Annotated in this window: 29 protein-coding genes; all 29 read right to left on the bottom strand. The window is 36.6% G+C overall.

From position 1 onward, the window contains the following. Positions 1-759, bottom strand: coding sequence for a phage minor tail protein L (locus AC1Z3T_RS05465; RefSeq protein WP_004831598.1), 759 nt, complete (start codon positions 757-759; stop codon positions 1-3). Then, complete coding sequence (locus tag AC1Z3T_RS05460) at positions 746-1078, bottom strand: hypothetical protein (protein WP_483396516.1); 333 nt, start codon at positions 1076-1078, stop codon at positions 746-748. Before AC1Z3T_RS05460 ends, AC1Z3T_RS05465 begins: the two co-directional genes overlap by 14 nt. Positions 1079-1135: 57 nt before the next feature. Next, a complete protein-coding gene (locus tag AC1Z3T_RS05455; RefSeq protein ID WP_151752445.1) occupies positions 1136-1480 on the bottom strand; it encodes a phage tail protein in 345 nt (114 codons plus the stop codon). A gap of 44 nt (positions 1481-1524) precedes the next feature. Next, on the bottom strand, positions 1525-1917 hold the full coding sequence (locus AC1Z3T_RS05450) for a hypothetical protein (RefSeq protein WP_266125875.1): 393 nt from the start codon (positions 1915-1917) through the stop codon (positions 1525-1527). Between the two features lie 144 nt (positions 1918-2061). Beyond that, positions 2062-2526 (bottom strand): hypothetical protein, encoded by a 465-nt coding sequence (locus AC1Z3T_RS05445; RefSeq protein ID WP_346782364.1) that lies wholly within the window; start codon positions 2524-2526, stop codon positions 2062-2064. A 135-nt stretch (positions 2527-2661) separates the two neighbouring features. Continuing rightward, a complete protein-coding gene (locus tag AC1Z3T_RS05440; protein WP_058972233.1) occupies positions 2662-3063 on the bottom strand; it encodes a hypothetical protein in 402 nt (133 codons plus the stop codon). Further along, the gene (locus tag AC1Z3T_RS05435) at positions 3063-4064 is read right to left on the bottom strand and encodes a hypothetical protein (protein ID WP_266125877.1); all 1002 of its coding nucleotides are present in this window, start codon (positions 4062-4064) and stop codon (positions 3063-3065) included. The genes AC1Z3T_RS05440 and AC1Z3T_RS05435 overlap by 1 nt, the downstream gene beginning before the upstream one ends. Positions 4065-4241: 177 nt before the next feature. Further along, a complete protein-coding gene (locus tag AC1Z3T_RS05430; RefSeq protein ID WP_266125878.1) occupies positions 4242-4889 on the bottom strand; it encodes an energy transducer TonB family protein in 648 nt (215 codons plus the stop codon). A gap of 102 nt (positions 4890-4991) precedes the next feature. After that, positions 4992-5504: a lipopolysaccharide transport periplasmic protein LptA gene (gene lptA / locus AC1Z3T_RS05425; RefSeq protein WP_151961766.1), complete on the bottom strand. Its 513-nt coding sequence runs from the start codon at positions 5502-5504 to the stop codon at positions 4992-4994. Between the two features lie 118 nt (positions 5505-5622). Next, positions 5623-5970, bottom strand: coding sequence for a hypothetical protein (locus AC1Z3T_RS05420; protein WP_266125880.1), 348 nt, complete (start codon positions 5968-5970; stop codon positions 5623-5625). A gap of 89 nt (positions 5971-6059) precedes the next feature. Continuing rightward, positions 6060-6383 (bottom strand): hypothetical protein, encoded by a 324-nt coding sequence (locus AC1Z3T_RS05415; protein WP_483396515.1) that lies wholly within the window; start codon positions 6381-6383, stop codon positions 6060-6062. Between the two features lie 81 nt (positions 6384-6464). Continuing rightward, entirely contained in the window at positions 6465-10604 is a 4140-nt protein-coding gene (locus AC1Z3T_RS05410) for a tape measure protein (protein WP_266125882.1), read from the bottom strand. 61 nt (positions 10605-10665) lie between these two features. Beyond that, the gene (locus AC1Z3T_RS05405) at positions 10666-10827 is read right to left on the bottom strand and encodes a hypothetical protein (RefSeq protein WP_266125883.1); all 162 of its coding nucleotides are present in this window, start codon (positions 10825-10827) and stop codon (positions 10666-10668) included. Positions 10828-11210: 383 nt separating this feature from the next. Further along, positions 11211-11690 carry a hypothetical protein gene (locus tag AC1Z3T_RS05400; protein WP_266125884.1) on the bottom strand — a complete coding sequence of 160 codons (480 nt, stop codon included), beginning with the start codon at positions 11688-11690 and terminating at the stop codon, positions 11211-11213. 2 nt (positions 11691-11692) lie between these two features. Continuing rightward, positions 11693-12607 (bottom strand): phage tail tube protein, encoded by a 915-nt coding sequence (locus AC1Z3T_RS05395; protein WP_483396514.1) that lies wholly within the window; start codon positions 12605-12607, stop codon positions 11693-11695. Positions 12608-12673: 66 nt separating this feature from the next. After that, positions 12674-12985 (bottom strand): hypothetical protein, encoded by a 312-nt coding sequence (locus tag AC1Z3T_RS05390; RefSeq protein ID WP_266125886.1) that lies wholly within the window; start codon positions 12983-12985, stop codon positions 12674-12676. A 79-nt stretch (positions 12986-13064) separates the two neighbouring features. Beyond that, positions 13065-13475: a hypothetical protein gene (locus AC1Z3T_RS05385; RefSeq protein WP_266125887.1), complete on the bottom strand. Its 411-nt coding sequence runs from the start codon at positions 13473-13475 to the stop codon at positions 13065-13067. Next, positions 13472-13852 carry a hypothetical protein gene (locus AC1Z3T_RS05380; RefSeq protein WP_266125888.1) on the bottom strand — a complete coding sequence of 127 codons (381 nt, stop codon included), beginning with the start codon at positions 13850-13852 and terminating at the stop codon, positions 13472-13474. Before AC1Z3T_RS05380 ends, AC1Z3T_RS05385 begins: the two co-directional genes overlap by 4 nt. A 45-nt stretch (positions 13853-13897) precedes the next feature. After that, positions 13898-14062: a hypothetical protein gene (locus AC1Z3T_RS05375; RefSeq protein WP_266125889.1), complete on the bottom strand. Its 165-nt coding sequence runs from the start codon at positions 14060-14062 to the stop codon at positions 13898-13900. Positions 14063-14200: 138 nt separating this feature from the next. Beyond that, positions 14201-14563 (bottom strand): glutamate 5-kinase, encoded by a 363-nt coding sequence (locus AC1Z3T_RS05370; RefSeq protein ID WP_266125890.1) that lies wholly within the window; start codon positions 14561-14563, stop codon positions 14201-14203. After that, positions 14560-14934, bottom strand: a complete 375-nt coding sequence (locus AC1Z3T_RS05365; RefSeq protein ID WP_266125891.1) for a hypothetical protein — start codon at positions 14932-14934, stop codon at positions 14560-14562. The genes AC1Z3T_RS05370 and AC1Z3T_RS05365 overlap by 4 nt, the downstream gene beginning before the upstream one ends. A gap of 7 nt (positions 14935-14941) precedes the next feature. After that, positions 14942-15280, bottom strand: a complete 339-nt coding sequence (locus AC1Z3T_RS05360) for a hypothetical protein (protein WP_266125892.1) — start codon at positions 15278-15280, stop codon at positions 14942-14944. A 42-nt stretch (positions 15281-15322) separates the two neighbouring features. Continuing rightward, positions 15323-16459 carry a major capsid protein gene (locus AC1Z3T_RS05355; protein WP_353168677.1) on the bottom strand — a complete coding sequence of 379 codons (1137 nt, stop codon included), beginning with the start codon at positions 16457-16459 and terminating at the stop codon, positions 15323-15325. Between the two features lie 16 nt (positions 16460-16475). Continuing rightward, positions 16476-17252, bottom strand: a complete 777-nt coding sequence (locus AC1Z3T_RS05350) for a DUF6651 domain-containing protein (protein WP_266125894.1) — start codon at positions 17250-17252, stop codon at positions 16476-16478. Positions 17253-17358: 106 nt separating this feature from the next. After that, the gene (locus tag AC1Z3T_RS05345; protein ID WP_151959546.1) at positions 17359-17547 is read right to left on the bottom strand and encodes a hypothetical protein; all 189 of its coding nucleotides are present in this window, start codon (positions 17545-17547) and stop codon (positions 17359-17361) included. Between the two features lie 94 nt (positions 17548-17641). Then, positions 17642-18751: a structural protein gene (locus AC1Z3T_RS05340; protein WP_266125895.1), complete on the bottom strand. Its 1110-nt coding sequence runs from the start codon at positions 18749-18751 to the stop codon at positions 17642-17644. After that, positions 18717-20192 carry a DUF4055 domain-containing protein gene (locus tag AC1Z3T_RS05335; protein WP_483396513.1) on the bottom strand — a complete coding sequence of 492 codons (1476 nt, stop codon included), beginning with the start codon at positions 20190-20192 and terminating at the stop codon, positions 18717-18719. The genes AC1Z3T_RS05340 and AC1Z3T_RS05335 overlap by 35 nt, the downstream gene beginning before the upstream one ends. Further along, positions 20189-21484 carry a terminase large subunit domain-containing protein gene (locus AC1Z3T_RS05330; protein WP_483396512.1) on the bottom strand — a complete coding sequence of 432 codons (1296 nt, stop codon included), beginning with the start codon at positions 21482-21484 and terminating at the stop codon, positions 20189-20191. Before AC1Z3T_RS05330 ends, AC1Z3T_RS05335 begins: the two co-directional genes overlap by 4 nt. Continuing rightward, positions 21423-21965 carry a DUF2280 domain-containing protein gene (locus AC1Z3T_RS05325; RefSeq protein WP_348926851.1) on the bottom strand — a complete coding sequence of 181 codons (543 nt, stop codon included), beginning with the start codon at positions 21963-21965 and terminating at the stop codon, positions 21423-21425. The genes AC1Z3T_RS05330 and AC1Z3T_RS05325 overlap by 62 nt, the downstream gene beginning before the upstream one ends. Between the last annotated feature and the right edge of the window lie 3 nt (positions 21966-21968).

Here is a 21968-nt window from a genome sequence, read left to right as displayed (position 1 = left end):
TTACACCATTGAAGATGCAGGGAATCCACCAAAATGAAGTTCATTCTCACGACAACGGCAACCTGATGTTCGATAGTTACATCGATCTAAAACAGGATTGTCTGTCGATTCGTCTTTTTCGGTAAACATTGCTGCACCAATGTAGCCACATTCTTCACTTCGATATTCCCAGTTGCAGTAATTTGAGATTTGTCGTGTAGGAATCTTTAGCCCTTCAAAATCCACTGGATTAGAAAGTTCAAAGGTTACTTGCTGAGCATTTTCAGAAGTCTTTTGTTCAATGAACCAAATCTGCTCACGTTTCTCACTTGAGTTCGCACTTGTATTCCCAGTACTAAAGTTTTCTGCATCCAGATATTTGGCTAAGGTGGTGATGACTTTAAGCTTTGCCCCGGCAAAATCTCCAAACTGTAAACAATATGCAGTGACTGCACCTTGAATACCATTAATATTGTTGGCCATACTTAAAGTAGGCGCGGAAGCCTTACCATCACTTCGCATTTCTAAACCACTGACTTCCAGTGCCATGGGTTCAAATGTTTGACCATCAAAGATGATGTTACGATGCCAAACTTTTTTATCACCAGTATCAGTAACCATCGGACCATCAGAACCAATCGAGCTATAAATCTTTTCCCAATCTTGGAATGAAATATGTCCGTGGAAACGTAAGATGCCAGCACCTAAAGCGCTGGCATCTAATTCAAATAAAGTAATTAAACCGTCTACATAAAGCTTCTGAAAATCACTGTTTAGCATCGTCATTCACCACAATATCGAGGTTTAAACCCTCATCATCATAAATAGCTTGGATGGATTGGATTGAAATCCCTGAACGATTCTGCATAGAAACAATATAGGGAATCAGCCAACTGATAAATTGTGCTTCTTTTAATGAGATACGGCTTAAATCAGGCTCTTTATCCTTTTTTAAGCCGATTAATACATCATCTGTCGCCTTGTTATAATCAATCGATAGGTAATCTATTTTTGATCCAAATTCATAAGCAGAAGCATCAATTTTAGCCATGAGTGCTGCAGTAAAACTTGCTTCAATTCGTGTAAGTTGCTTTGACATTTTTAATGTTCCTTCAAATAAAAAGCCCCAACGAATGGGGCATGAAGTTAAGTGGATTTAGGGATAAAAGACTTGGGTGAATGTGGTTGAGATTGTCCAGATCATTCCACCCACTTGACTAGGTGAATAGCTTGTATCTGTTTTAACTCTCACTTCGCCATCTAAAGGAGAATTCCATAGAAATGAATCAGCACCTTGATATCGATCAAAAAAAGCTTTGATTTGAAGAATCTCATCTTTTGTTGATGTGCGTTTGTATGCCCACTCACCCTTTCTATTGTTGATACCTACTGAGATATTTTGTTCATAGCCATCACCAAATTTAGAAGTCAAAGTATTGAAGTTTTGTTTGCTTGAGTTCCCATCTAAATCACATGGGAATGTAAATTTTTCATTGCTCATAAATCGATTCCAATAAAAAACCGCCTTTCGGCGGTAAGATTTGATTAGGTCGAAGGATTAATTAAACGATCTATTTCTGCTTTTAAAAAACCGAAGTTATAAATACTTGAACCTTGCTCTAGTGTCTCTTCATTCAAAAAGAAGATCATTTGATAATTAGGATCTTTACTTTTAGGCAATTCAGTTCGTAAAACGTAAGCATTTTTTAAATCATCCAATTCAATTGAGTAAGATATTAATACTTCTTTTAATTTACTATGAAATAACTTTGATTCATGTACAAGCCAATCATCGTAAATATTCAACCACTGATTTTTTTTCAATGTTAACAAAGAATTCATTGCACTTAATAGTTTTGATTCTGTTAATAATGCATAACACACTTGTATAACATCATCTGTAACACTTTCATCGTTTTCATCAATTTCATTAGTCATCGTTTTTTTCCTTTATTTGATAAATGATTTTAAAAGATCAACCTCTTCTTGGGCTAAAAATCGCATATCACCTTGATTAAAAAAGATTATTATGCTTTTTACCGTTCTCAAACCGCCTTACGGCGGTTAATTTAAAAAATATATTTATTCTAAAGTTACTTTTTCCTCAATAAGAAAATAGAGCGCTTTATTGTTAATAGGAATGATGAAAAATCTTACAATTACACCACTTAGAAGTGTCAGTTTAGCAAAATAAACATCCAGGTCTCTTACCACAACATCATCACTAAAGCACCACTCAAGATAGTCCATGATTCGAAAAGCGAGATACTTTTTACGATCTGCTGTATCAATTGTCATGCCTAGTGGCTTAGTTAATAAATAGTCTTGAATTAATGTTTCAATTTTAGAATACTTAATTTTTTCGTATGATAAATCTAATCCAACATAATTATCATAGTGTTTAAAAAAGTTGCCTTCTATAGTCAATGTCGGATCATTATCAACATCAAAAATATTGAGATTTTTCTCTCTGATATCACCATCGATTTCTGCAAGACCATTTAAAAATCCTGAAAGAAAACTGATTGAAGTATCTATTAATTCCATTTTGCCCCCCCTTTAATGACATTAATATACGCCTTAATGAACTTGAAAGTAGGTAATAAATCCATTATTGACTAAGAATTTAAAACTATTCTACGGCTAAAGAAACCGCCTATGGCGGTTCTTTACATTCTATTTCTAGGTGTTTTGTATTGACGTCTCATCATCAATAATATAAACACTCGTTGGCATACGAATTTCGTACTTCCAAATATATGGATAGAATCCAGGACTTAACACTTCAAAATTACACTGCTCATCATTTTGAATATACATTTCAGTAAACAATGAAAAATCATTAGCACCACATCGGGCAAGTTCTGCAATATTGTTAATAATAAAATCTAAATATGCTTTTTCATAAGCACTATAACTTTCATCATGATAATCAATAAACTCATTTGGATGTACAAATGAAATGCTATTAGGAAATTCATCCTGATAGAGAAATGTTTTTAACTCGTTAGAGTTTAATCTTTCAATGCAGCTTTTAGCATTAAAGTTTTCTCCTGAAATATCAAACGTGATTCTAGCTTTCATTACAAAAATTTCTCCAAATTGATCAAGATCATTTCTTTCGACTTATTACCTTTTATAAAAATTTCTCCCGTTTTAGGGTCTTTATAAAAGTCAAAATTATTCGAACCTCTTAATTCTTTGCTATATGTTTTAACAATTTTTTTCTTCAATGGTGTATTGTGCCAGTTTTTATTACCAACTAATTCACCAATCTGCTTTTCATTCATTTTTTTTGACTGTTTACCATCATTTACAGGCTTTTCTTCATCAGGATCAGGATTATTTGGGTCTGCATTAGTTGAATTATCTTCTAACTGCTGAACAATCGGTTTAGCTTTTTCTGCATCGTTCTGAGCTTCATTTAAGATATCTTGAGCTGCTGCAACTGTTGCTACTTGCGCATCAGTATTGCCTGCTTGAGCGTTATCAATGACTTTTTGAGATGCTGTATCCAGTGGGAGGTTCTTTTCTTCAGGGATTTCTGATACTACATTTACCCAAGTTTGGACAAAAAGCCCCTCTCCAAATCCATCTACTTTAAACTGACAACCGTATTGATCACTAGTTAAGCTTTTTATATATGATACATAATGATAGCGCGGCTCTTTTATTGATGATGCGAAATGAAGACATGCCGTATCAACATTTGAGAAATATATTTTTTCTAATCCTTTTATATAATAGTACGAACCTGAAGATCCGTTTTTTTCATTATATCGAATCTGATTATTCGCTGGATCCATCACCCAATCAATACCATCCAACAGCTCATTCACCGCTACTGTCAGTGCAACTCCTGCCACTCCTCCACGAAGAATTTTTGATACTTGGGAAGCATTGGGCACAATCGAAGCATTTGAAACCTTAGCAACACCTCCTACATTTTTTGTGGCATTAACTAAACCGGTTGCACCGACTGGTGTTGGATTTCCTACATTCCAGCCATTAAGTGTTACGGCGCTTGCTAACCCTGAACTCAGGGCTAAACAAATTCCTGATAAAAAAGCTAAGCTCTTTTTCATTCTGTTTCCTTTTCTTTAGACATAAAAAAAGACAGCCGAATGACTGTCTTGTGTTTTGAGGTATTACTTTTTAAGTAATATTCCTCGGTAAAATTCTTTTAGATAAATCTGGTTTGGCGTTGTAAAAACCCACTCGGTTGAGTGGGTTTGGTTTTCTCATTTTTGTAAAACTATACTTTATCCTTCTTCAGCAGAATTTAGAGAAAAGTACAATTCTTTTGTCTTTTTAATCGGATAAGGCTTACCGTTGATATTTAAAGGCTTAAAACTTGCTTTATCTTTAAATTCTTTCAGTATGTAATTATCTAATTTGGTTAATCCGCTACTTTTAGCGATCTCAGCTTTCGTGATTTTGCCGCTATTGTCGGCTTCTAAATAAATACTTAATGATCTGTTTTCGCCTTCTAAATCTGATTTTTTTAGAACGATCCTTGGTTCATTTTCGAATTTAGGATCTCTGGAAACTGCAAAGTGAAAAGGTTGTTTTGCGCGTGCTGCGTAATTAGTTTTTACATCCCAAGCATTCCAAGCACTAAATTTTGCTTTTTGCACCGCCTGTAAAACTAAATTATCTACATCATCCAAACCACTACTTTTAATTACTTCAGCATGTTTAACCCAGCCAGTCACATCGGTTTCAAACGAAATTAAAACATCTCTGTCGTAACCTTTTAATATTTCATCTTTAAAAAATATTCTTGGCGGTCTCGCCCATGTAGCTAACATTTTATCATTTGTGCTTTTCTGCACTTCTTGAACCTTAGAATCTGCTCCAAAACAAAAACTGGAAACCAATAAACTGAAAATTATAAATAAGCTTTTCATGATATATCTCTAGTATATTTAGTCCAAGATACTAATTTTTATGCTAAAAATAAAGCTCTTAGAATGCGTATGTGATATTAAGTTAATTTTTAAATCAATAGGTTATTTCACCAAGGGTGTGCTTTCTCTTGAGCCACTTGGAGGAATTACAATTTGTACTCTCCTTTGAGAATTTCCAACAGCTTTGATCTCCCCATTAGTTAACCCATAAGTAATAATATGACTTCTAAAACTATTTCCACTACCACTCAAGATTTCAGCATTACCTTCTAGTGTTATTAAAAGCTTATTCGCATCATAAGTAATTTTTAAAGCACTACCATTTACCATTTCATTACTTTGATAGTTCATCTTGGAAAATCGAACAGGCTGACCAGATGCCACAATACTCTCAAGTTGTTTATTTTGCTTCTGTTTTATTTTGATTTTATTTCCTTCAATTTTCATTGATCCCTGTTTTGCTAAAAAGTTTCCTTTATATTCACCTTCTTTAGAGTTCAAATTAACGCTTAAGAAATCACCAGAAAGCTCTAATGGTTTTGCAAAATCTGGATCTGTTTTAGCAAATGATGCTAAAGGTAGAAGTAAAAAAAGTAGGAAAACAAGTTTCTTCATAATGGTGTTAATTAATAATAAGTATCATTATCAAATTGTATCATAATTGAGATTTGATCTGCCAAAAAAACCTCCCGAGGGAGGTTTTAATCAATCAAATTAAGTTCTTATTAAATTATCAAAGAGTAGGTTGAGGAATTGGAATATCTTTTGAAATTTTCTTAGCATTACTGAAATTCAAATCGCAACGAGAGTGCCCCCACTTCACTATGATTCCTTTTTCAAGCATGAATTTTTCTTCACAATAACGTCCTGGATGAACAAAAGTTTCATAAGAAATAATTTTATTCCCATTCGTTAATGTATAACTCTTATCTGGTACTCCCCATTTATTTACAAGTTTTTCTTCTGAAGATCCAACCCATGATTGCATTAGATCATTAAGTGTTTCATAGCGTTGAGTAGCTACGCTAGCACAAGCTATAAGTGCCTGAGTAACCAGAACAATTAAAATTATCTTTTTCATGGAATATCCTTAATCTATTTAGACCAAGATACAAAATATATGGTTAGAAAGAAACCTCTAGAGAGAGGTTATATTGAGTCAATATTTATTCAATTAGGAATTTCACTCTCTTTCAGGTAAGGCAACAGCATTAAAGTCTGTTCACTTAGCTTAACAATTTCTTCATTTAATTTCTTTGCTGCAGAGCAACTTGGAACAGATTGATTAGCAAATTCTAGTGCTTTTACTACATCGCCCTTATTGTATTCAATTTCATATTTTTCTATAAAAGAGTTACATTCAGCATTTAAAGGTTTTACCTCAATTTGAAGCTTTTCAATTTTTTCTCTTAATTCATCAAATTTAAGTTTCTCTTTTGAAGAACCGCATCCCACCACCACCCAAATTAAACCCAGTAGTAAGATTTTTTTCATTCTAAAGCACTCGTTTAAGCAATTATAAAATATCAATAATTTAAAAAGAAAGCCATCGAAATGGCTTATTCTAATCAATAACTACCAGCCTTGACGTTTTGACATCATAAAGCGCTTCTCTATCTTAGCATCCATCATCGCCTCATTTTGCTTTTGCATCTCCTTTAAAACCACTTGCAACTCATTACCATCCCATTGAGTTGCAGCTTCTACAGGTTGAGAAGTTTGATTAATAATGGTGACTTTTGGTTGGGTTGACATGCTATTGCTTTGCTGAATATTTGCAAACTGCCTCCTTTCAAAATCAGCATTGCTCATTCGAGAAACACCAATCAAGCCGCCATCTCTAAACTTTTCAGTAGGTTGCTTAGTAGGTAGAGAGAACTGATACTTAGCTGCATTAAACTCGTTCTGAAAAGGCAGTTCACCTGTCTTATTCATATAATTCAATGCAACCAACCCAAGTTTCGATACTGCCGCTTGGCGAATCATAAACTCACCATTCGATGCCATGATCGGAATATCATCACTTGTTCCAGTGCCTTTGCCTGTGATGTGTCCACCAGTAGCAAAACCTTGAGGTGTAATTGCTTGGATCATCGCCAAGAATGTTCCTTGATCCAAAGCAGCCTTAGCCCCCGCTGCTACTTTCTGCCACACTGTACCAGGTTCTTTAGCATAAGCATCTGAAACTGAGGACCATAAATTCATACCAGCTTGAGTGAGTGCAAAACCCTGTTGCATTGCAAACATTGTTTTATAAGCTCCTGAGCTTTCACCCAAAATCCCCCTAAACATATTTGCAAATGAACCAGTTAATTGCTGAGCTTGTGTTAACTGCAAATTCAAGGAATCCTTTTGATACTGATTTTCGATATCAATCATCCGCTGATTATGTGCAGCCCAAATTTGCTCACGAACCTCTGCCAATTTTTCCAGATCAGCACCTGGTTCTTGCTCTTGTCTCTCAACATCAGCAATTTGTGTGTCAAAAAGGTTCTGTGACACATCCATTCTATTAAAGCGCTCTTGATTAACTTGATATCGTGCAGATGAACCGTCCATTTGAGAACGGACCGAATCCCAGCCCATGGACGCATCCCTTAGTCGACGATTCATGTCTACTTGATTCTGTAATTCAAGCATCTGTGTTTTAAAGGCTTTTTCAGCAGGGTCTTCATTGCTCTGAGCAATAAGCCTTTTTTCTATGTCATATCTAGCCTTAGCTAATTGAAGCTCTGACATGTAGAATTCAGTTGCCTGAAGTAAACGCTGATCTTTAGATAGTTTAGACTTCTCAAGTTCATACGCAAATTGATCATCAATTGACTTTCTATGGAGAGCCTTAATCTCATCGCTATATTTACCCTCGGCATCTAATTGCAGCTTAGATGAATCACGCTGATAAATTAACTTTTGGTCCTCGGTATATTTGAAACTATTCAACTCATAATCTTGTTGGAGATTATTAAGTTTCTTTTGCGCTTCAAATCGTTTGGTTAACTGGGCTTCATATGATTTTTTTTCATCACTTGATAACGCTGAATTTTCACGAATCTTCTTGAGTTGATCCTGAAAATCCTGTTCATCTTGAATTGATTTAGCTCTAAAGGTCTTTTGGATTTGCTCAGCTTCATCCATTTGATCTTTAGTATATTTATCAATATCTTTTTGAGTTTTAGACCCATCAACAAACGAAATAGAACCATTAAAGGCAGCTTTCCATGCCTCTTGAGCTGATTTACCAGATGCTATCGCTTGAGCATATAATTCACGACTGGCTTTAAGAGCATTTTGAGCATCTTTGACACTTATACTCGCCTTGTTACCAGCTTTACCATCATAATAAGATTTACCTGTTAATGGGTTGGCTACAGATGCAAACTCTTTGGATAAATCGATATTGGCAGCAGTTAAATTATCGCTTTTTCCCTTGATGTAATCCTCAATGTTTCCACGATCTTTCTTTGCTGTGAGTAGATATTGCTGAACAATGCGTTCTTGAACACTAGCATTAAATTTTTCAGCAACAGAAACAATCCCAGCATCAATAGCACCTTGAAGTGTAGATGGAATTGTTTGATATTTCCCTGCTGCAAATATAGAACCATTCTTCTGTAAAGCTCTAATTTGACCAACAGTCATATCCACCAAATTAAGCTTAGATCCAACACTATCACCTGCTTTGCCTTTGTTGAAGGAATTGTAATTTCCTTCGCCTCGGGCAATCACAGAATCTATTGTCTTAGACTTAATTGTTTGCTCTTGAATGCGTTGCTGTTTTTTAAGCTCCTCTGTACGATCTTTTTCAGATTTGGCTTGTTGTTCATCTAGATTTTTGATCTTTTGCTTAATTGAAAGATCCGCCATCATTAAGCTAAACGCACCAGTATCAACTGCCTGATCTTTGCCAAGTAAACCTAGAGTTTGCTTAAGTTTTACATAGGCTTCAGCATATTCCTTAGATATGCCTTTTGCTCTTAATGCCAACACTTCACTATTACTAGAGATACTACTCAAGGTATCGTTAATAAACTTTTGAACCTCAGCACTTAAACCTTTTATTTGTGCAGCAGAACCTACCGCTTCTTTTCCAAACTGAGCAACGCCCTCTGCCCCAGTTTTAGCTGCTTTGGCATGATCAATGTGTTTATTGGAAGCAATGCTTAGAATTTGGTTTTGTTTTTCAATTTCAGTGTTACTACTCTTAACAGTAGATCCAACTTGAGCAGCTAATTTGAGAGAATGCGGACTAACAATATTTTGCTTTTCAAGGTTGGCAAATGCTGTTTTTGCACGCTCTCCACCAGCTTGTAACTCAACCAAATAAGTTTGCAAAGTCTTGGCTTCACCAGTTTTACCTTGCGCATTCAAATCACTTATATATTGCTGAAGAGATGTGAGGGATGAAGCTATTTTTTCACTCTGTTCTTCAATAGCATCAGCAGCATCTAATGCCTTTAACTTCAATTGCTCAGCATTCAGTTGACTATATTTTTCACGTAGCTCATCAACATTCAAGCCTTGCTCTTCTAAAGACGCATTAACATCCTTGGATGAATCTTTCATCAATAAAAAGCTTGATGCGACTCCAATCCCTGCTACAGCCAAACCTACTGGACCACCTAGTGCAAGATATAAAGAACGTGCTGCTGCTGTTGATGCATTCATGGCGCCAGTTTGGGTTAGAATCGCCGCAGTTGCCCAACCAGCTTTTATACTAGTTTGAACAAATGCAGCTACTAACCGCCCACCATAAATTGAAGCGGCAATTCCACCTAAGACAGCAAGTTTATCTACATGTTCACCGAGATATCCAAGACCTGCAGCTAAGGTTCCAGTTAATTTAGTCGTTTCATTAAGTTTGCCGAGGAAAACTGTTGTTTCGTTTGTTAGCTTTTGAAGTCCATCCTTAAAGCTATTCTCCATGTTGTTAGCAAGTTTTTCATTCTGCTCTCGAGTTGCAACCAATGTTTTAATGAGATCTTCAAGGGAAGCTTTACCAGTTGCTCCAAGTTGACGAATTTCAGACTCAGTTTTTCCTGTGGTTTTTGCCATATCAGCAATAATATTATCAGCACCAGTCACAATCGAAATCCATGCATCTGCATCAATTGTTCCTTTAGCCATTGATTTTGATAGTGCATCCATTGCTGATTGCGCTTGATCAGCTCGTGTTGCATTAGCTGTAAAAGCAAAGGATAAAGAATCCGATAAGTCTAAAGTTTGCTTGGTACTGTAGCCAAGTGATTTCATCCCACCCGCAAGTGATAGATATACCTCTTGAGCTTCGTTTAGTGCCCGGAATGTTGTATTTGCGGTTACCAACAATCTCTCTTGAACTAAGTTGTACTCTTGAGCGCTAGATGTCGCATTTCGTATACGTGCCGCCATCTGTGTGTAATTATCAGCCGCAGCAATACCTTTACTGATAGAAATATAACCAGCTACGAACTTAGCCATTTCTTTGATGGCTAAGCCATTTTGATTGACTTGTTTTTCCTGATCACCTAAAGCCTTAGTCGTATTATTCACAGTAGTATTGAAGTTTTGAGTAATGTTGCTTGTGACTTGAATGGTTTTACCAAGCTTCGACGTTGAATCACTCGCCTTTTCACCACCAGTAAAGATTTTGACCAACTCTTTACTAAACTCTTCAGCATTCTTTTTAGCTTGTTCAGAGCTGATTTCAATTACTAAACGGCTTGTTTGTTCTGTCATTTCGCTTTCCTACGGGTGAAAAAAAGCCCGCAGGAAAGGCGGGCAAAAATTTAAATAATTTCTAGTTGATTGCTTCAATAAGCTTTGTTGCAGCTAAAAGAATTTGAGGTATTGCAAACAATGCGATTACAAACAAAATCCAGTAGCAAAATGTTTTTACAGATTTATATTGCTCGATGAGTTCTAGTGCTTTCACAATCCAGTTCCCGATGTTAAAATTCATATATGTTCTAATCCTCAAGTGCGTGTTGTGGGTTGGAAACAAAAACCCCAAGAGCTGTGAACTCTTGGGGTTTTGTTTTGGGCTATAGAAAACTATACGAATATAGTTCTCTCTCATATGTGTAGCTCAATCGAAAGATCACTTCTTCTTACTCGCCTCTTCCAAAAACAGGTTGTCTAAAGCAAAGATACAATCATTGAAAATCCATCTAGGTACCGGTGATTCATACTGCTCACAGTAATCATTCACAGCCCCAAGACTTAAAGCCATAGGAATGCATTGCTCATAGTGTCTAGAACGAGCAATCATGTAATAAGCTGAAAGAATGGAGTGAGCTGTGTATGAATATTCAGGTGGTAAGTAATAATCAGGTAGTGGCTGACCTAGCTTTTGATAGACTTCTCTTGCTTTTTCGATGTCCCATTTCGCTGTTTGGTACTTGTAGAGCTGGATGACTTTCCCAATGTTTCAGCCTTTTCTTCGTTGGCTTCAACTTGAATCTTTTGGGCTTCTGCAAGGATCCACACAATAAGCTCGATTGACTCATTTGTACTTGTGCAAAGAATCTCAGCATTTTGCTTTGAATATTCAAAAATATTCCCTTCTTCATCTTCTAAGCCTTGCCAGTTCAAGACTAAGTGTGACACTGCCTTACTAAATGATTGGGCAATTTCACGGGAACTATCATCTGTTATATCTCGGACACCTTGAATCTCTTGCTCAATACGAGTGCCACGTAACTCCATGCAATGCTTGAATGAGGGCTTATCTATTCCTGCAATCAGGAATTTAGAACCATCTTTGTAATCAATCAGCTTGCTTGGAATTTTGGTTTGTTCTTGTTCTTCAATTTTAATTTTCATACTTATGGACCTGCCACGATAGGAATACGTTTAAGAGTAGGTGCAGCATCTGCCACAGTGAATGAAAATTGAGTGTTAAGAATGTCGCCTGCTCCACCATTTGGTAGAGGTGCTGAAACCAACACATTTGGAAGTGACAATGTGTATTTATTCCCATCTTTATCTTTCAGGCTATATTCAAGGCTAATCGGCTCATTCAAGAACTGTTTTTCATATAACTCAGCGGTGTTTTTAGACCATGCAACTGTAAAGTTACCACTGCCTTTCATGATGGTTTCTAAAATTCCAGAAATATTGTTTTCATAGTCCAAGCACTTTTGAATCTGCATTGTATTATCAATAGTCAATTCAATCTGAGTGACGCACATCCCTGCTTTCTTTTCACTTTCAATCAAAATGTCGCCGGTTGAAAGACTTGTAAATGGAATTGCATCTCCTGCAGGTGTTACGGTACCAGTAGGTGCAACCTCATATGCAGTACGTTTCATTGCCATGATTGAGAATTTAGAAGTCACAATGCCACTATCAGGGATGCTCAAGGTCCATTGATTGATATGACAACCTGTGAAAACTTGAAAGTTATCGATATCAGTAAAACCGCGAATAATCGAAAGTGTTTTTCGACTAGTACCACCAAACGTCAAAACGTTACTATTCCAAGCATTGAAGGCAACAAGCTCTAAGACACCATCTTGAATGCCATAAGCCCATTCAGATTCAATATCGCCTTGTACTTCAACACCAGTCACTAAAGTACCAGCTGCAATTCGTGAATCTTTGATTGTTTGTGATTCGGTGGTTTGTGCCGATGCATCCAAACCATTGGTGGTAAATGCAAATGTATTCCAAGTTGTTGCAATCACACCGGGTGATGCTTCAAAACCAACTCGGGTTAATTGTTTAGCTCCAGAACTCATGAAGTTCTCCTTAATTTAGGCATAAAAAAACCACTCATTTGAGTGGCGTTAAAAAATATTTATAACTTAATTGTCAATAAATTGAGATGCTCCATCCTCTAAAATATCTACTAAATAATTAGTGTTAAAATCATCCATTCCCATTTTTCGACAACATTTAGCAGTTTTTTGAATTTTTTCTAGAGTATTTAACTCCTTAAATTTAAATATATCGAAGCCATTAGGTTCTAATATTGTTTGGAATAGAACATTGTAAGAAAAGAAGTTATTAGGTGGATAAAAACTTACATTATTAATTTTATTGATTAAATATAATTCAAATTTAGTTTCAATCTTTTGAAATATTTTAACTTTTTCAGAATCAAGTAAGTTATCCAATTCCTACTCCCACTAAGTAAAAACTATATCTTTATATGTCATATTATACTTGATTTTTTTATCAGCAATTAAGTGCAAATCAATTCACTCTAAATTCAGCGCGAACAATTCTAGCGTAAAAGTTATCATCATCCATATCTTGTGGCGCATGCACTTTGTAAACCTCTAAATGTGAAACACCAAATGATTGAAGAAATTCACGCCATTGGTCACATAGATTTGTCATAGCAATTGTGCCGGTATTTTTTGGTGCGAAACATTGGATGGAGATTAGTCCAATATCACGAATACAAGGTCCATTCCCAATTCCAGCTATTTGGCTATCTCCATACTGAATATGAGCCCTACACCACAACTTATTTGCAGGCGGAACAAATGGTTTTCCATCCACAGTTGGTTGGTTTGGTATTCGCAAATTCGCTTTTTCCACGCCAGTAAATTGACCAATCTTTTGATAAATCGCTTTCTCAGCTTCACTTAAAGTCATCATTTGTATTTACTCGATACTGAAAGAAAGGTTAAACCATAAATTCCTAACGGCGCTTGTTGTGAGTGCCCATTCTCAAGTCTTACTGCGTAAGGTAGATTGTTTTGAATATAAACCGTGTCGCCCAATTTCAATTGCTTAAGCTTTTCTGATTCGCTTAAAAGAGTTTTATTACCTTGGGTATCTTTTAGGTTTTTATCAAAAGTGGTTTCAGGATTATTCACAGATATTTTATGATTTCCTCTGAATGCACCCTGATCTACTGGAGATCGAACAATAACACCTTGAAGCATTTCGGTACTGATCTTTTTTAAGTGCTGCTCAGAGTCATTTTTAATCTGAATTGCAAAGTCTGTTGGTTTGGATCCTTTCCAGCTCATATTTCCTCCATAAAAAAATCCACAAATGTGGATTTTTTACTTAGATTAATGGGCTTTCTTATTTCCCCCACCATCTTGTTTATTTACTGTTGCCCAAGCAATACGTTCTGCTTCTTCATCAGAGCGACCTAATTTCTTTTCGCTCTCATAAATATGTTTTGCCTGACGCTTTTGTTTTGCTGTATAAGCAGATTTATCTCCAATCGACATAGTGATTTCTCCTTTTACATCAAGTTCAATTTATAGCATAGACTGGATACCATTGTGTTTCATGGTGTTAGAATAAACACAGCTAATTAAAGAACTAAACATTATTCAGGTAATAAATTACACAATCTAATTGGTCCTTTACTTACGTAACTGGCAAATCCAAATACTTCCGCTTGGATCCTCAGCAACATTTAAAACTTTAAATTGACCTTTGCTTGTCAACCAAACATCATCAATCTGAGGCTCTTGGCTGACTTCATTTTGAAGTACAATGGCTTTTATATCCTCGACTTGATAATCGTTAGGCTTAACCAAATCTCGCTTATATGAGCCAAATACGCCACGTCCTGAGTATTGCTTAACAATCACTGTGGAGTAAGTCTGTGAGTCAAAATCGAAATCACCAGATTGGATTTCTTTAGAACATGTGAAAGTGGTAATTGCATCAGCGAGCTTAGTATTAAAAGCCTTAGCCACTTTAGATTGAATCTTATCTCTCATCCGCGATACACCTTGAATGTGAATCCTTTGGGTTTTAGATCTAACGAATTTATGAATGCTTTAGCAATCTGCTCAAATTCGGAAATATCACGACTACCCTCAACAAAAGATTCCTCAACTTCAACTGAATCGGCTTTTACACGTTCACTCGTTGTTTGTCGTGAAACACCAGAATAAATCACACTAGCTTTAATACCTTTCACGATTTCACATGCTGCATCTTGCAATAAAGAATCTATTGGATCAGGAACAAAACCAATTTCATTCTTCATCCATGTATTGGCTAACAGTATTAAACGAGCTTTATCACCTTCAGGCGCAAAGTCGCTCCCCAATATACGATTTGCATCTTCTATAGTGATAAAGCTCATGACTCACCTATTTTGTTTTGGTTGTTTTCGGTTTTTCTTCATCCGTTTTATCGGCGTTTGCTTCCAATTCGGTGATTCGGGCTTTCATCGCATCAATATTGTTTTTAAATGCAATAAATTCACCTTGAGCGTTTTGAAGCTGTTCTAGACAATCTTTTAATTTAATCTCAGCTTCTTTTAATTGTTTCTTGTCTTCTAAACTTGAGCCAACATCTAAAGCTTGGTTGGGCAAATTGGATAATTTTGAATCACCATAGAGTTCGTGTTGTCCATGAATAAAATCGGACTCATTGATTACACGGTATCCATTACCATCTTTGATTTGGACTGTATTTAATAAAGTCATTTCTATTTTCCAAAAAATAAGGGCGATTTCTCGCCCTATTGGTTAACCTAAAAGTAATCCAATGTGTCGCGGTGCAATAGCTTTGACACCCCAAGCCAAACTGACCTCATAGACCACTTGTTTGTATTGGCGATAAACCGCAATTTCAAATGCCAATCCAGTAACAGGATCTACAATTTGCGTACGATCATCTGCACTATCTCCGCCCTCAGGTAAAGCAGGAGTACGTGTTGCTAATGCAATTGCTGAACGTGAAAATGCGAGGTTTGGTACATAGTTATTACCCACACTAACTGCAGCTTTATCAGCTGGAACTAAAGCCAATCCATGATTAAGAATTAAGTTCGATCCTGCTAAACCACCAGACACATATTGAGTGCCATCACCCGCAAATGTCACAATATCCCCACCGAGAATTGTTCCAGTCCCAGTGTTTACAGCAATAGACTTATCACCAGCTGATGAACTGCCATTTACAAGATAACCATCACCAGTCCCTTTAGCATGTACACCGACTGCATGCGAGTGGCGAATCGCAAAGTTCATAATACGGTCAGTCATACCATTTCGTAGCATGTCATCACGACCAGCTTCATTGACCTTGAATAATCCTGCTTGCTTACCACGCAAATTACCAATTGCTGCATGACCTAAAACTAATTGCAGATCATTACGCGGGGCACCATTGTTTTCCAAGATACCTAATGTGCCAGCAAAATCAGTCATGTCAGCTGCAGTGCTGAACGGCGTTTTTCCTGCTGTACCATAAGCAATTGAAGCATTTTTATAAGCTTCTAGCCAACAGTCTCGTTCGATTTCATTCACCAACGTTCGCATAGCTTGAGCAAAACGATCGGTTTGAATTGCAGCAAAGGTACCCGCATTTTGTAGTGAACGAGTTTCTTCACCGTTCCAGCGGATCGGTACATTTCGTGACTTGGTAATTTTAGCCACGATGTTGTCTACCGTACCATCACCTGCGTCTGGTGCATGAACACCAGGTTTAGTATCTTGTGCTTCTGCAACGGTTGTTACTGGAATTTTTACATCATCACCAACTGCAGCACGTTCAATACCAGTATCACGTGTAACTGCAGGAATAAATCCAGTAATCTCACGAGAAACAATATCAAGTGCTGCATATAGCGTTGGCAATAAGCCATTTAAATTATTAGACATTCACTAATCTCCAAAATTAATTTTCTGTAATTTGTCCGCCATCTTTCATGAATGCTTGTTTTTCTGGTGGTGCTAACTGTTCAAAGCTTTGACGTGACATCGCTTTGCCACCCCCTTGTCCGCCTTGACCTGAAAAACCACCACCACCTGCTTGTGAACCTTTTAGAATAGAATCTTTATATTGGTATCCACCGATTAAGATTTCTAAAGCTTCATCAAAAGCAGCTTCATCACCATGATTTGTACGGGAATAGATTTTTTGACCTTTACTGTCATATGCGATAGGTTTGCCATCTTCGACCTTAAAGTTTTGACCAAACATGGCTTGAACCATATCAACAGGAACAGCGACTTTTTCTTGGATAAACTTAGAACGAGCAAATCCACCACCGATCAATTCATTATGTAATTGCTGTTGAAATGCATCACGTTCAGATGTGATTTGACTAAGTTGTGTTTCATAAGTTTGTTTCACAGAATCAATTGCTTCAGTTCGTACCCTCTCTGCTTCTCCTGCATCAATCAACTTTTTATCATCAAAGTTTTTGATGGTATTTAGAGCATTTCGGGCTTTTTCAGCATCTAAACCTTCAAATGTTTTTAAACTTGCTTCCGCTTGTTCTTTGGCAATTCGATGATTTTTTGCTTCTGATCCGAGTTCATTAATTTTTGCAATCGCATGTGGTGCATCAAAGGCAATCTCTGTTCCATCTTCATGGAGGTATAAAGGTTTACCTTCTTCATTCACTTCTGCGTAAGTTTTATTTTCGATTTGAATCGTTTTAAGTTTCATAGGTTTCCACCATTTTTAATTAAGCTTCCGCTCGTTGCGCCTTATTCATCCGAATTCAGGCAATAAAAAACCGCCTTTCGGCGGTTTAATAGTTAAAAATAAATTTTTAAGCAATTAATGATAATTCTATAATTGCAAACTCATAACCTTCTGACTCCAGACTTTTTCCAAGAGCAATAACATGTTCAATAGCTTTTTCACGAGAACTAAATAGACCAATATTTACCACATTATGTTCCCGACCATCATCAATTTTAAGATCAAAAGTTTTGAGATAGAAATATGATTTCTGCATTTTTTAACTCCTATCATTAATAGAAATTTAAAACTAATTAAATTTATACCTTAAATCTTCATTTAGAAGATTGTAGAATTTTTACAATATGTAATTACAATCCAAAATTCTTAAAAGATTTGAAATCTTTTTCTTTTAATTCTTTCAGAGTAAAATTTCGTCCAGAAATGGGATCAACAAATTTATCAATCGAATACTTACCTTCCTTATAAAACTTAAATCTTGTAGGACCTAACCATTCTTTTTGAAAAGAATCATCTTGTCGTCCAAACCATTCTTTATAAGTCGTATTCGCATCAACTTGTCCAATCTTTCCATCTCGCTGATCTTTTGGAATACCCTTTACAGGGCGGTTATCCGCAACAAATGGTCTTGTACCATCTAATTTTCCATCTTTGTCACATCCGACTTGAACTGTACGACAGCGAAAATGGTATGGTGGTCTTTGATGATTGGCATCTAACTTCTGTACACGACCATCCCGACTAGCACAGATAAGTGTTGTACGACCATCTAAAGTAGCTATATCTTTAGTAAACTCAAAGCCAAGTGTTCGCCATGTTTCAACATAAGTATTATTACTTATGTGAGCCCTTGCTGTTCTAACTTCAGCATCAATTACATTCCGAGTTTGATTCAACAAACCATCAGCATAATTGCGCGCTTTGGTTCCTTTAATACGCTGAATAATTTCCTGATTTGTTTGCCCATTTGAAACACCATCACGAATAACATATTCAGCTTTTTTTCGAACACTTTCAGCGACATTCGGAAAGATATAATCCAATAATTGACCACCAGCGTAAGGTGTTTTCTTTGCCTTATTCAGCAGAGTTTTACCACTAATTACTGGAGCTCTTTTATTTGCCAACTTATAGATATATGCTGATTCATAAGAAGCCAAAGCAATCATCGAAATATCAAGAATTTCAGGAAGAATAGTAGAGATTGACTGTTGCCAATTCGTCATTACTCCCTGAATTTCTTTTAATGATGCTGTTGTATATTTCCCACTCGTTAAAGTTGTTTTTTCTGCTTCATTTAAATCATCCAACAAATCATGGAGTTGTTTTAGCATCTCCAATGATAAGTCATCAAAATGATTTAAAATTTCATGAATAGAGCTTGAGGATAGGCGTTGAAGATAAGAATTATGCTGATTTAAAGCATCAATTATCGCTTGTTGTACCTCTAGATCGTTCATCATCTACACCTTGATATGGTTGATAGCCACCTAATGGCTTACTCATCCGATAATCTTCAATCTTCTTCTCAATTTCTTCCCACTTTGCATCTGAGAATGTTCCAGTTTGCTCATACTGATAAAGAACTTCTGGTGGTATTAACTCACCTTGGACCATCTCTAAAATCAGTTTTGAACGTTCAACACTGTATTTTTGTTTATTAAAATCTTGAGAAATAACATAAGTCAGTTCATCAGGCTTTAAATCGTGATCAGGCAAGGCAAACTTGGCACACCAACGTAACGCCATTTGTAATGCTTCGCTGATATTAGATACTGCCAGTGAAACAACTGAATGCTGTATAGAATCCTCATTATCTGCTTGTGTCGCAGTTTTATTAGCAGAACCTACCTCAATTAGGCGAGCACCCATTTCTTTCATTTGTAGCCATTTATCAGTCATTAATTGCTTGGCTAAGTTGTTCTCACTCGCTTGAGCAATCTCAACCTTAGTTGGAAAACCATTCCGAGCGCCAATCGCTAACTTGTCCTTTTTAATGATTTCATATTGCTCAGGAGTGATACTCGGCATTGATACAATCGGTTGACCCACAATAAATCCTGATTCTTCCACATCTGCAGAATTACGATAATGAGCAAGATTTAGATCAGCCAATTCAAGCAACGGCGGATTATTAATTTCGTCTGTATTATCGATCGCACCACAAAATGTAAATGGAATATAGTTCCAATGCTTACCGTGATAATCTGTAGGATAGTAAAGCGGTCCAGCTTCATAAATTTGTTTTTCATTCCGCTCATAAAGCTGTACGGAATAAACAAAATCATCCTGACCTTTCTGTAATCTCAAAACACGGTACTGAGTATCACTCGTACGACCAAATCCATCATCATCAAGCTTTGATATATTTTCTTCAATCACGACCAAAGATAGTTTTTTCTGATTTCCCACAACGATGAAATCCCAATTAATAACAGATTGAGCTTTCAATGTATGAATCATTGGAAATGCATTCTTTTGCTTATCTTCAGCCCGATTACGACTAGGCTCAACTTGTGGAAAATCGACATACACACCACAACGATAATGCTTAAAAATCAATCGAAGCATTTGTTGGGAGCTTTGATAAATAGAACGTCCTGCACCATCCGCATTTCGCTCTAAATACTCAAGCTCGTCAGGTCTTTTAAAATCAGGCAATTTATTAAATGCTGAACCAATATGACTAATCAAAGTCCGACCAGTCGCACCATAGAAAACCGCTCGATCCAAATACTCCTTATAACGGTCCTCATCCCCATCACCGAAAGTGACAGGCACTGGTAAATATGTTTTACCTTTTTTCTTTATTGCGTCCTGTCCATCACAAACATCATCAACTTTATTCCAGGTATCAATGTTTTTAATATATTCAGGATGCTTTGAAGTTACACCTGTCATCTTCTTCTTCCAAAAATAGAAATATCTTTAAGGCTAGTCACAGGTTTTATGATCGGGAACCGCTTAGCCAATGGATAACCACCCGCATCACCTACATGGTCTAATCCTGCAGTTTTATCAGGCATCCCGAATTTGTCATAAACTTGCTGTTCTAGAGTTTCAGTGAAACGAGGACATTTATTTGTATTAACTCTCAACGTACGCTCACCATCGCCATTTAGAATTAATGCATTCACCGCATTAATACGATCTTTAATCGCGGGGTTAGTTCCATCAACCTCAACCCTAAAACCCTTGTCTCGTAAAATTTGGTGATCTGATTCACTGCTGTTTTTTGAAGATGTGGCTTGACCAGCTGCATCAGGAATTACTGTCATTTCATGAAATGGAAAACGCTCAATGAGTAATGTTGCCATGGTTGGTGTATCTCTCACCCCAACTATTTCATCCAAGGCAAGAGGCTTACCATCACGTATGACATAAACAACTGCAGCCATTTTTAAAACGTTAAAGTCCATACCAATGATCAAATGCTCTCTAGGTTGAATCTCTTCATCTGTATGATTGAGCTTTCGATCAAAATCAGGATAAACCGCACCACTGGTCAAGTTCACAAACTGACCTTTTAAATACGCTGAGATTAACTGTGGCGGGTATGATTCAAACAAAGATGAAATATAATCATCTGGTAAATTGTTTTCATTGTCATAAGTTGAAGCTTGTATCATTCCATATAGCTTTCGTTTTGCTGCCGTTGAGTTTGCCTCTTTTACGAATTGCTCATAAGTAAATTTGAAACCCTCAGGTGTGGTCGCAACATCGATTCCATTCATTAGACCAGGATGTTTCACACGCATACGCGCAATAATTTTACGCCATGCCTGTTGAGCCTTGTCCTTATTCATGACATCGAGTTCATCAATTAGAGAGTGACCAACCTTAAAACCTACGATCGTTTGCGGTTTCTCCATTGATCTACAAATAACAGTACTGCGGTACTGTCGACCGTAGTACAGATCAACCTCTTTATTCGATTCGTATATCTTTGTCTTCAATCCCCAGTCAAATGCAACTTCGTCTATGGTTGGAAAAAAGATATCTCTGATCTGCGGATATGTTGGGGCAAAATAACCTAAAGGTACCTTTGGAAATTCCCAAGACTTATCGCAGAGGCTTGAACAGCCTACCCAAGTTTTGCCACTACCAAACCCTGCAACAAAGGCACGAAATTTATTCGGAAGTTGTAGAAAGTTTGCCTGAGGCACGTTCAGCGTCGGGTTGATATTCGGCATCTTGTTTACTCGCATCTACAACTTGAATGGTGACTTTCACTGGCGTCGGATCATCTGCACCATCTCCATCACCTGTTTTGATTCGTTCAATTTCAAGTTGCTTTAATTGAATATCCAGGAGCTGAATCTCATAACCATGCATCTCATCTTTGAATTGTTTGATCAGCTTGGTTTTTAGAATTCTATTAACCTTTGGATCGTTATATATATTCTGTAATTCCTTGAGACGTACTGCTTTATTTGCTAAAGGGATATCGAATACATTCGTCTTAAAATCATTTCTAGTTTGATGAAATAGGTCCTTTAGTTTTTTGCTTAGATTTTTTCCCGCAAGTTTTGTTGGGTCATAAGCAGCGCACTGCCTTCTATCTATTTCTATCCCGTATTCTTGTTTGACAGCATCTGCAACCTGTTGGGGTGTATCAAAGCAAGCAAGAGACTGAACTATAAAGATTTTTACAGGCTCCCTTAATGTTGCCATAAA

It is taken from the genome of Acinetobacter sp. B-6, assembly GCF_056930735.1.
This window is presented reverse-complemented; position numbering and strand designations above follow the sequence as displayed.

Bases quoted from the DNA above. Each gene is read 5' to 3' on its own strand.
- AC1Z3T_RS05440 (WP_058972233.1), bottom strand. From the start codon at position 3,063: ATGAAAGCTAGAATCACGTTTGATATTTCAGGAGAAAACTTTAATGCT.
- AC1Z3T_RS05350 (WP_266125894.1), bottom strand. From the start codon at position 17,252: ATGAAACTTAAAACGATTCAAATCGAAAATAAAACTTACGCAGAAGTG.
- AC1Z3T_RS05385 (WP_266125887.1), bottom strand. From the start codon at position 13,475: ATGATGACTTTAAGTGAAGCTGAGAAAGCGATTTATCAAAAGATTGGT.
- AC1Z3T_RS05395 (WP_483396514.1), bottom strand. From the start codon at position 12,607: ATGAGTTCTGGAGCTAAACAATTAACCCGAGTTGGTTTTGAAGCATCA.
- AC1Z3T_RS05400 (WP_266125884.1), bottom strand. From the start codon at position 11,690: ATGAAAATTAAAATTGAAGAACAAGAACAAACCAAAATTCCAAGCAAG.
- AC1Z3T_RS05375 (WP_266125889.1), bottom strand. From the start codon at position 14,062: ATGTCGATTGGAGATAAATCTGCTTATACAGCAAAACAAAAGCGTCAG.
- AC1Z3T_RS05445 (WP_346782364.1), bottom strand. From the start codon at position 2,526: ATGGAATTAATAGATACTTCAATCAGTTTTCTTTCAGGATTTTTAAAT.
- AC1Z3T_RS05380 (WP_266125888.1), bottom strand. From the start codon at position 13,852: ATGAGCTGGAAAGGATCCAAACCAACAGACTTTGCAATTCAGATTAAA.
- AC1Z3T_RS05345 (WP_151959546.1), bottom strand. From the start codon at position 17,547: ATGCAGAAATCATATTTCTATCTCAAAACTTTTGATCTTAAAATTGAT.
- AC1Z3T_RS05325 (WP_348926851.1), bottom strand. From the start codon at position 21,965: ATGGCAACATTAAGGGAGCCTGTAAAAATCTTTATAGTTCAGTCTCTT.
- AC1Z3T_RS05415 (WP_483396515.1), bottom strand. From the start codon at position 6,383: ATGAAAAAAATCTTACTACTGGGTTTAATTTGGGTGGTGGTGGGATGC.
- AC1Z3T_RS05455 (WP_151752445.1), bottom strand. From the start codon at position 1,480: ATGAGCAATGAAAAATTTACATTCCCATGTGATTTAGATGGGAACTCA.
- lptA (WP_151961766.1), bottom strand. From the start codon at position 5,504: ATGAAGAAACTTGTTTTCCTACTTTTTTTACTTCTACCTTTAGCATCA.
- AC1Z3T_RS05355 (WP_353168677.1), bottom strand. From the start codon at position 16,459: ATGTCTAATAATTTAAATGGCTTATTGCCAACGCTATATGCAGCACTT.
- AC1Z3T_RS05360 (WP_266125892.1), bottom strand. From the start codon at position 15,280: ATGACTTTATTAAATACAGTCCAAATCAAAGATGGTAATGGATACCGT.
- AC1Z3T_RS05430 (WP_266125878.1), bottom strand. From the start codon at position 4,889: ATGAAAAGCTTATTTATAATTTTCAGTTTATTGGTTTCCAGTTTTTGT.
- AC1Z3T_RS05460 (WP_483396516.1), bottom strand. From the start codon at position 1,078: ATGTCAAAGCAACTTACACGAATTGAAGCAAGTTTTACTGCAGCACTC.
- AC1Z3T_RS05435 (WP_266125877.1), bottom strand. From the start codon at position 4,064: ATGAAAAAGAGCTTAGCTTTTTTATCAGGAATTTGTTTAGCCCTGAGT.
- AC1Z3T_RS05450 (WP_266125875.1), bottom strand. From the start codon at position 1,917: ATGACTAATGAAATTGATGAAAACGATGAAAGTGTTACAGATGATGTT.
- AC1Z3T_RS05405 (WP_266125883.1), bottom strand. From the start codon at position 10,827: ATGAATTTTAACATCGGGAACTGGATTGTGAAAGCACTAGAACTCATC.
- AC1Z3T_RS05330 (WP_483396512.1), bottom strand. From the start codon at position 21,484: ATGCCGAATATCAACCCGACGCTGAACGTGCCTCAGGCAAACTTTCTA.
- AC1Z3T_RS05370 (WP_266125890.1), bottom strand. From the start codon at position 14,563: ATGAGAGATAAGATTCAATCTAAAGTGGCTAAGGCTTTTAATACTAAG.
- AC1Z3T_RS05410 (WP_266125882.1), bottom strand. From the start codon at position 10,604: ATGACAGAACAAACAAGCCGTTTAGTAATTGAAATCAGCTCTGAACAA.
- AC1Z3T_RS05335 (WP_483396513.1), bottom strand. From the start codon at position 20,192: ATGACAGGTGTAACTTCAAAGCATCCTGAATATATTAAAAACATTGAT.
- AC1Z3T_RS05420 (WP_266125880.1), bottom strand. From the start codon at position 5,970: ATGAAAAAGATAATTTTAATTGTTCTGGTTACTCAGGCACTTATAGCT.
- AC1Z3T_RS05365 (WP_266125891.1), bottom strand. From the start codon at position 14,934: ATGAGCTTTATCACTATAGAAGATGCAAATCGTATATTGGGGAGCGAC.
- AC1Z3T_RS05465 (WP_004831598.1), bottom strand. From the start codon at position 759: ATGCTAAACAGTGATTTTCAGAAGCTTTATGTAGACGGTTTAATTACT.
- AC1Z3T_RS05340 (WP_266125895.1), bottom strand. From the start codon at position 18,751: ATGAACGATCTAGAGGTACAACAAGCGATAATTGATGCTTTAAATCAG.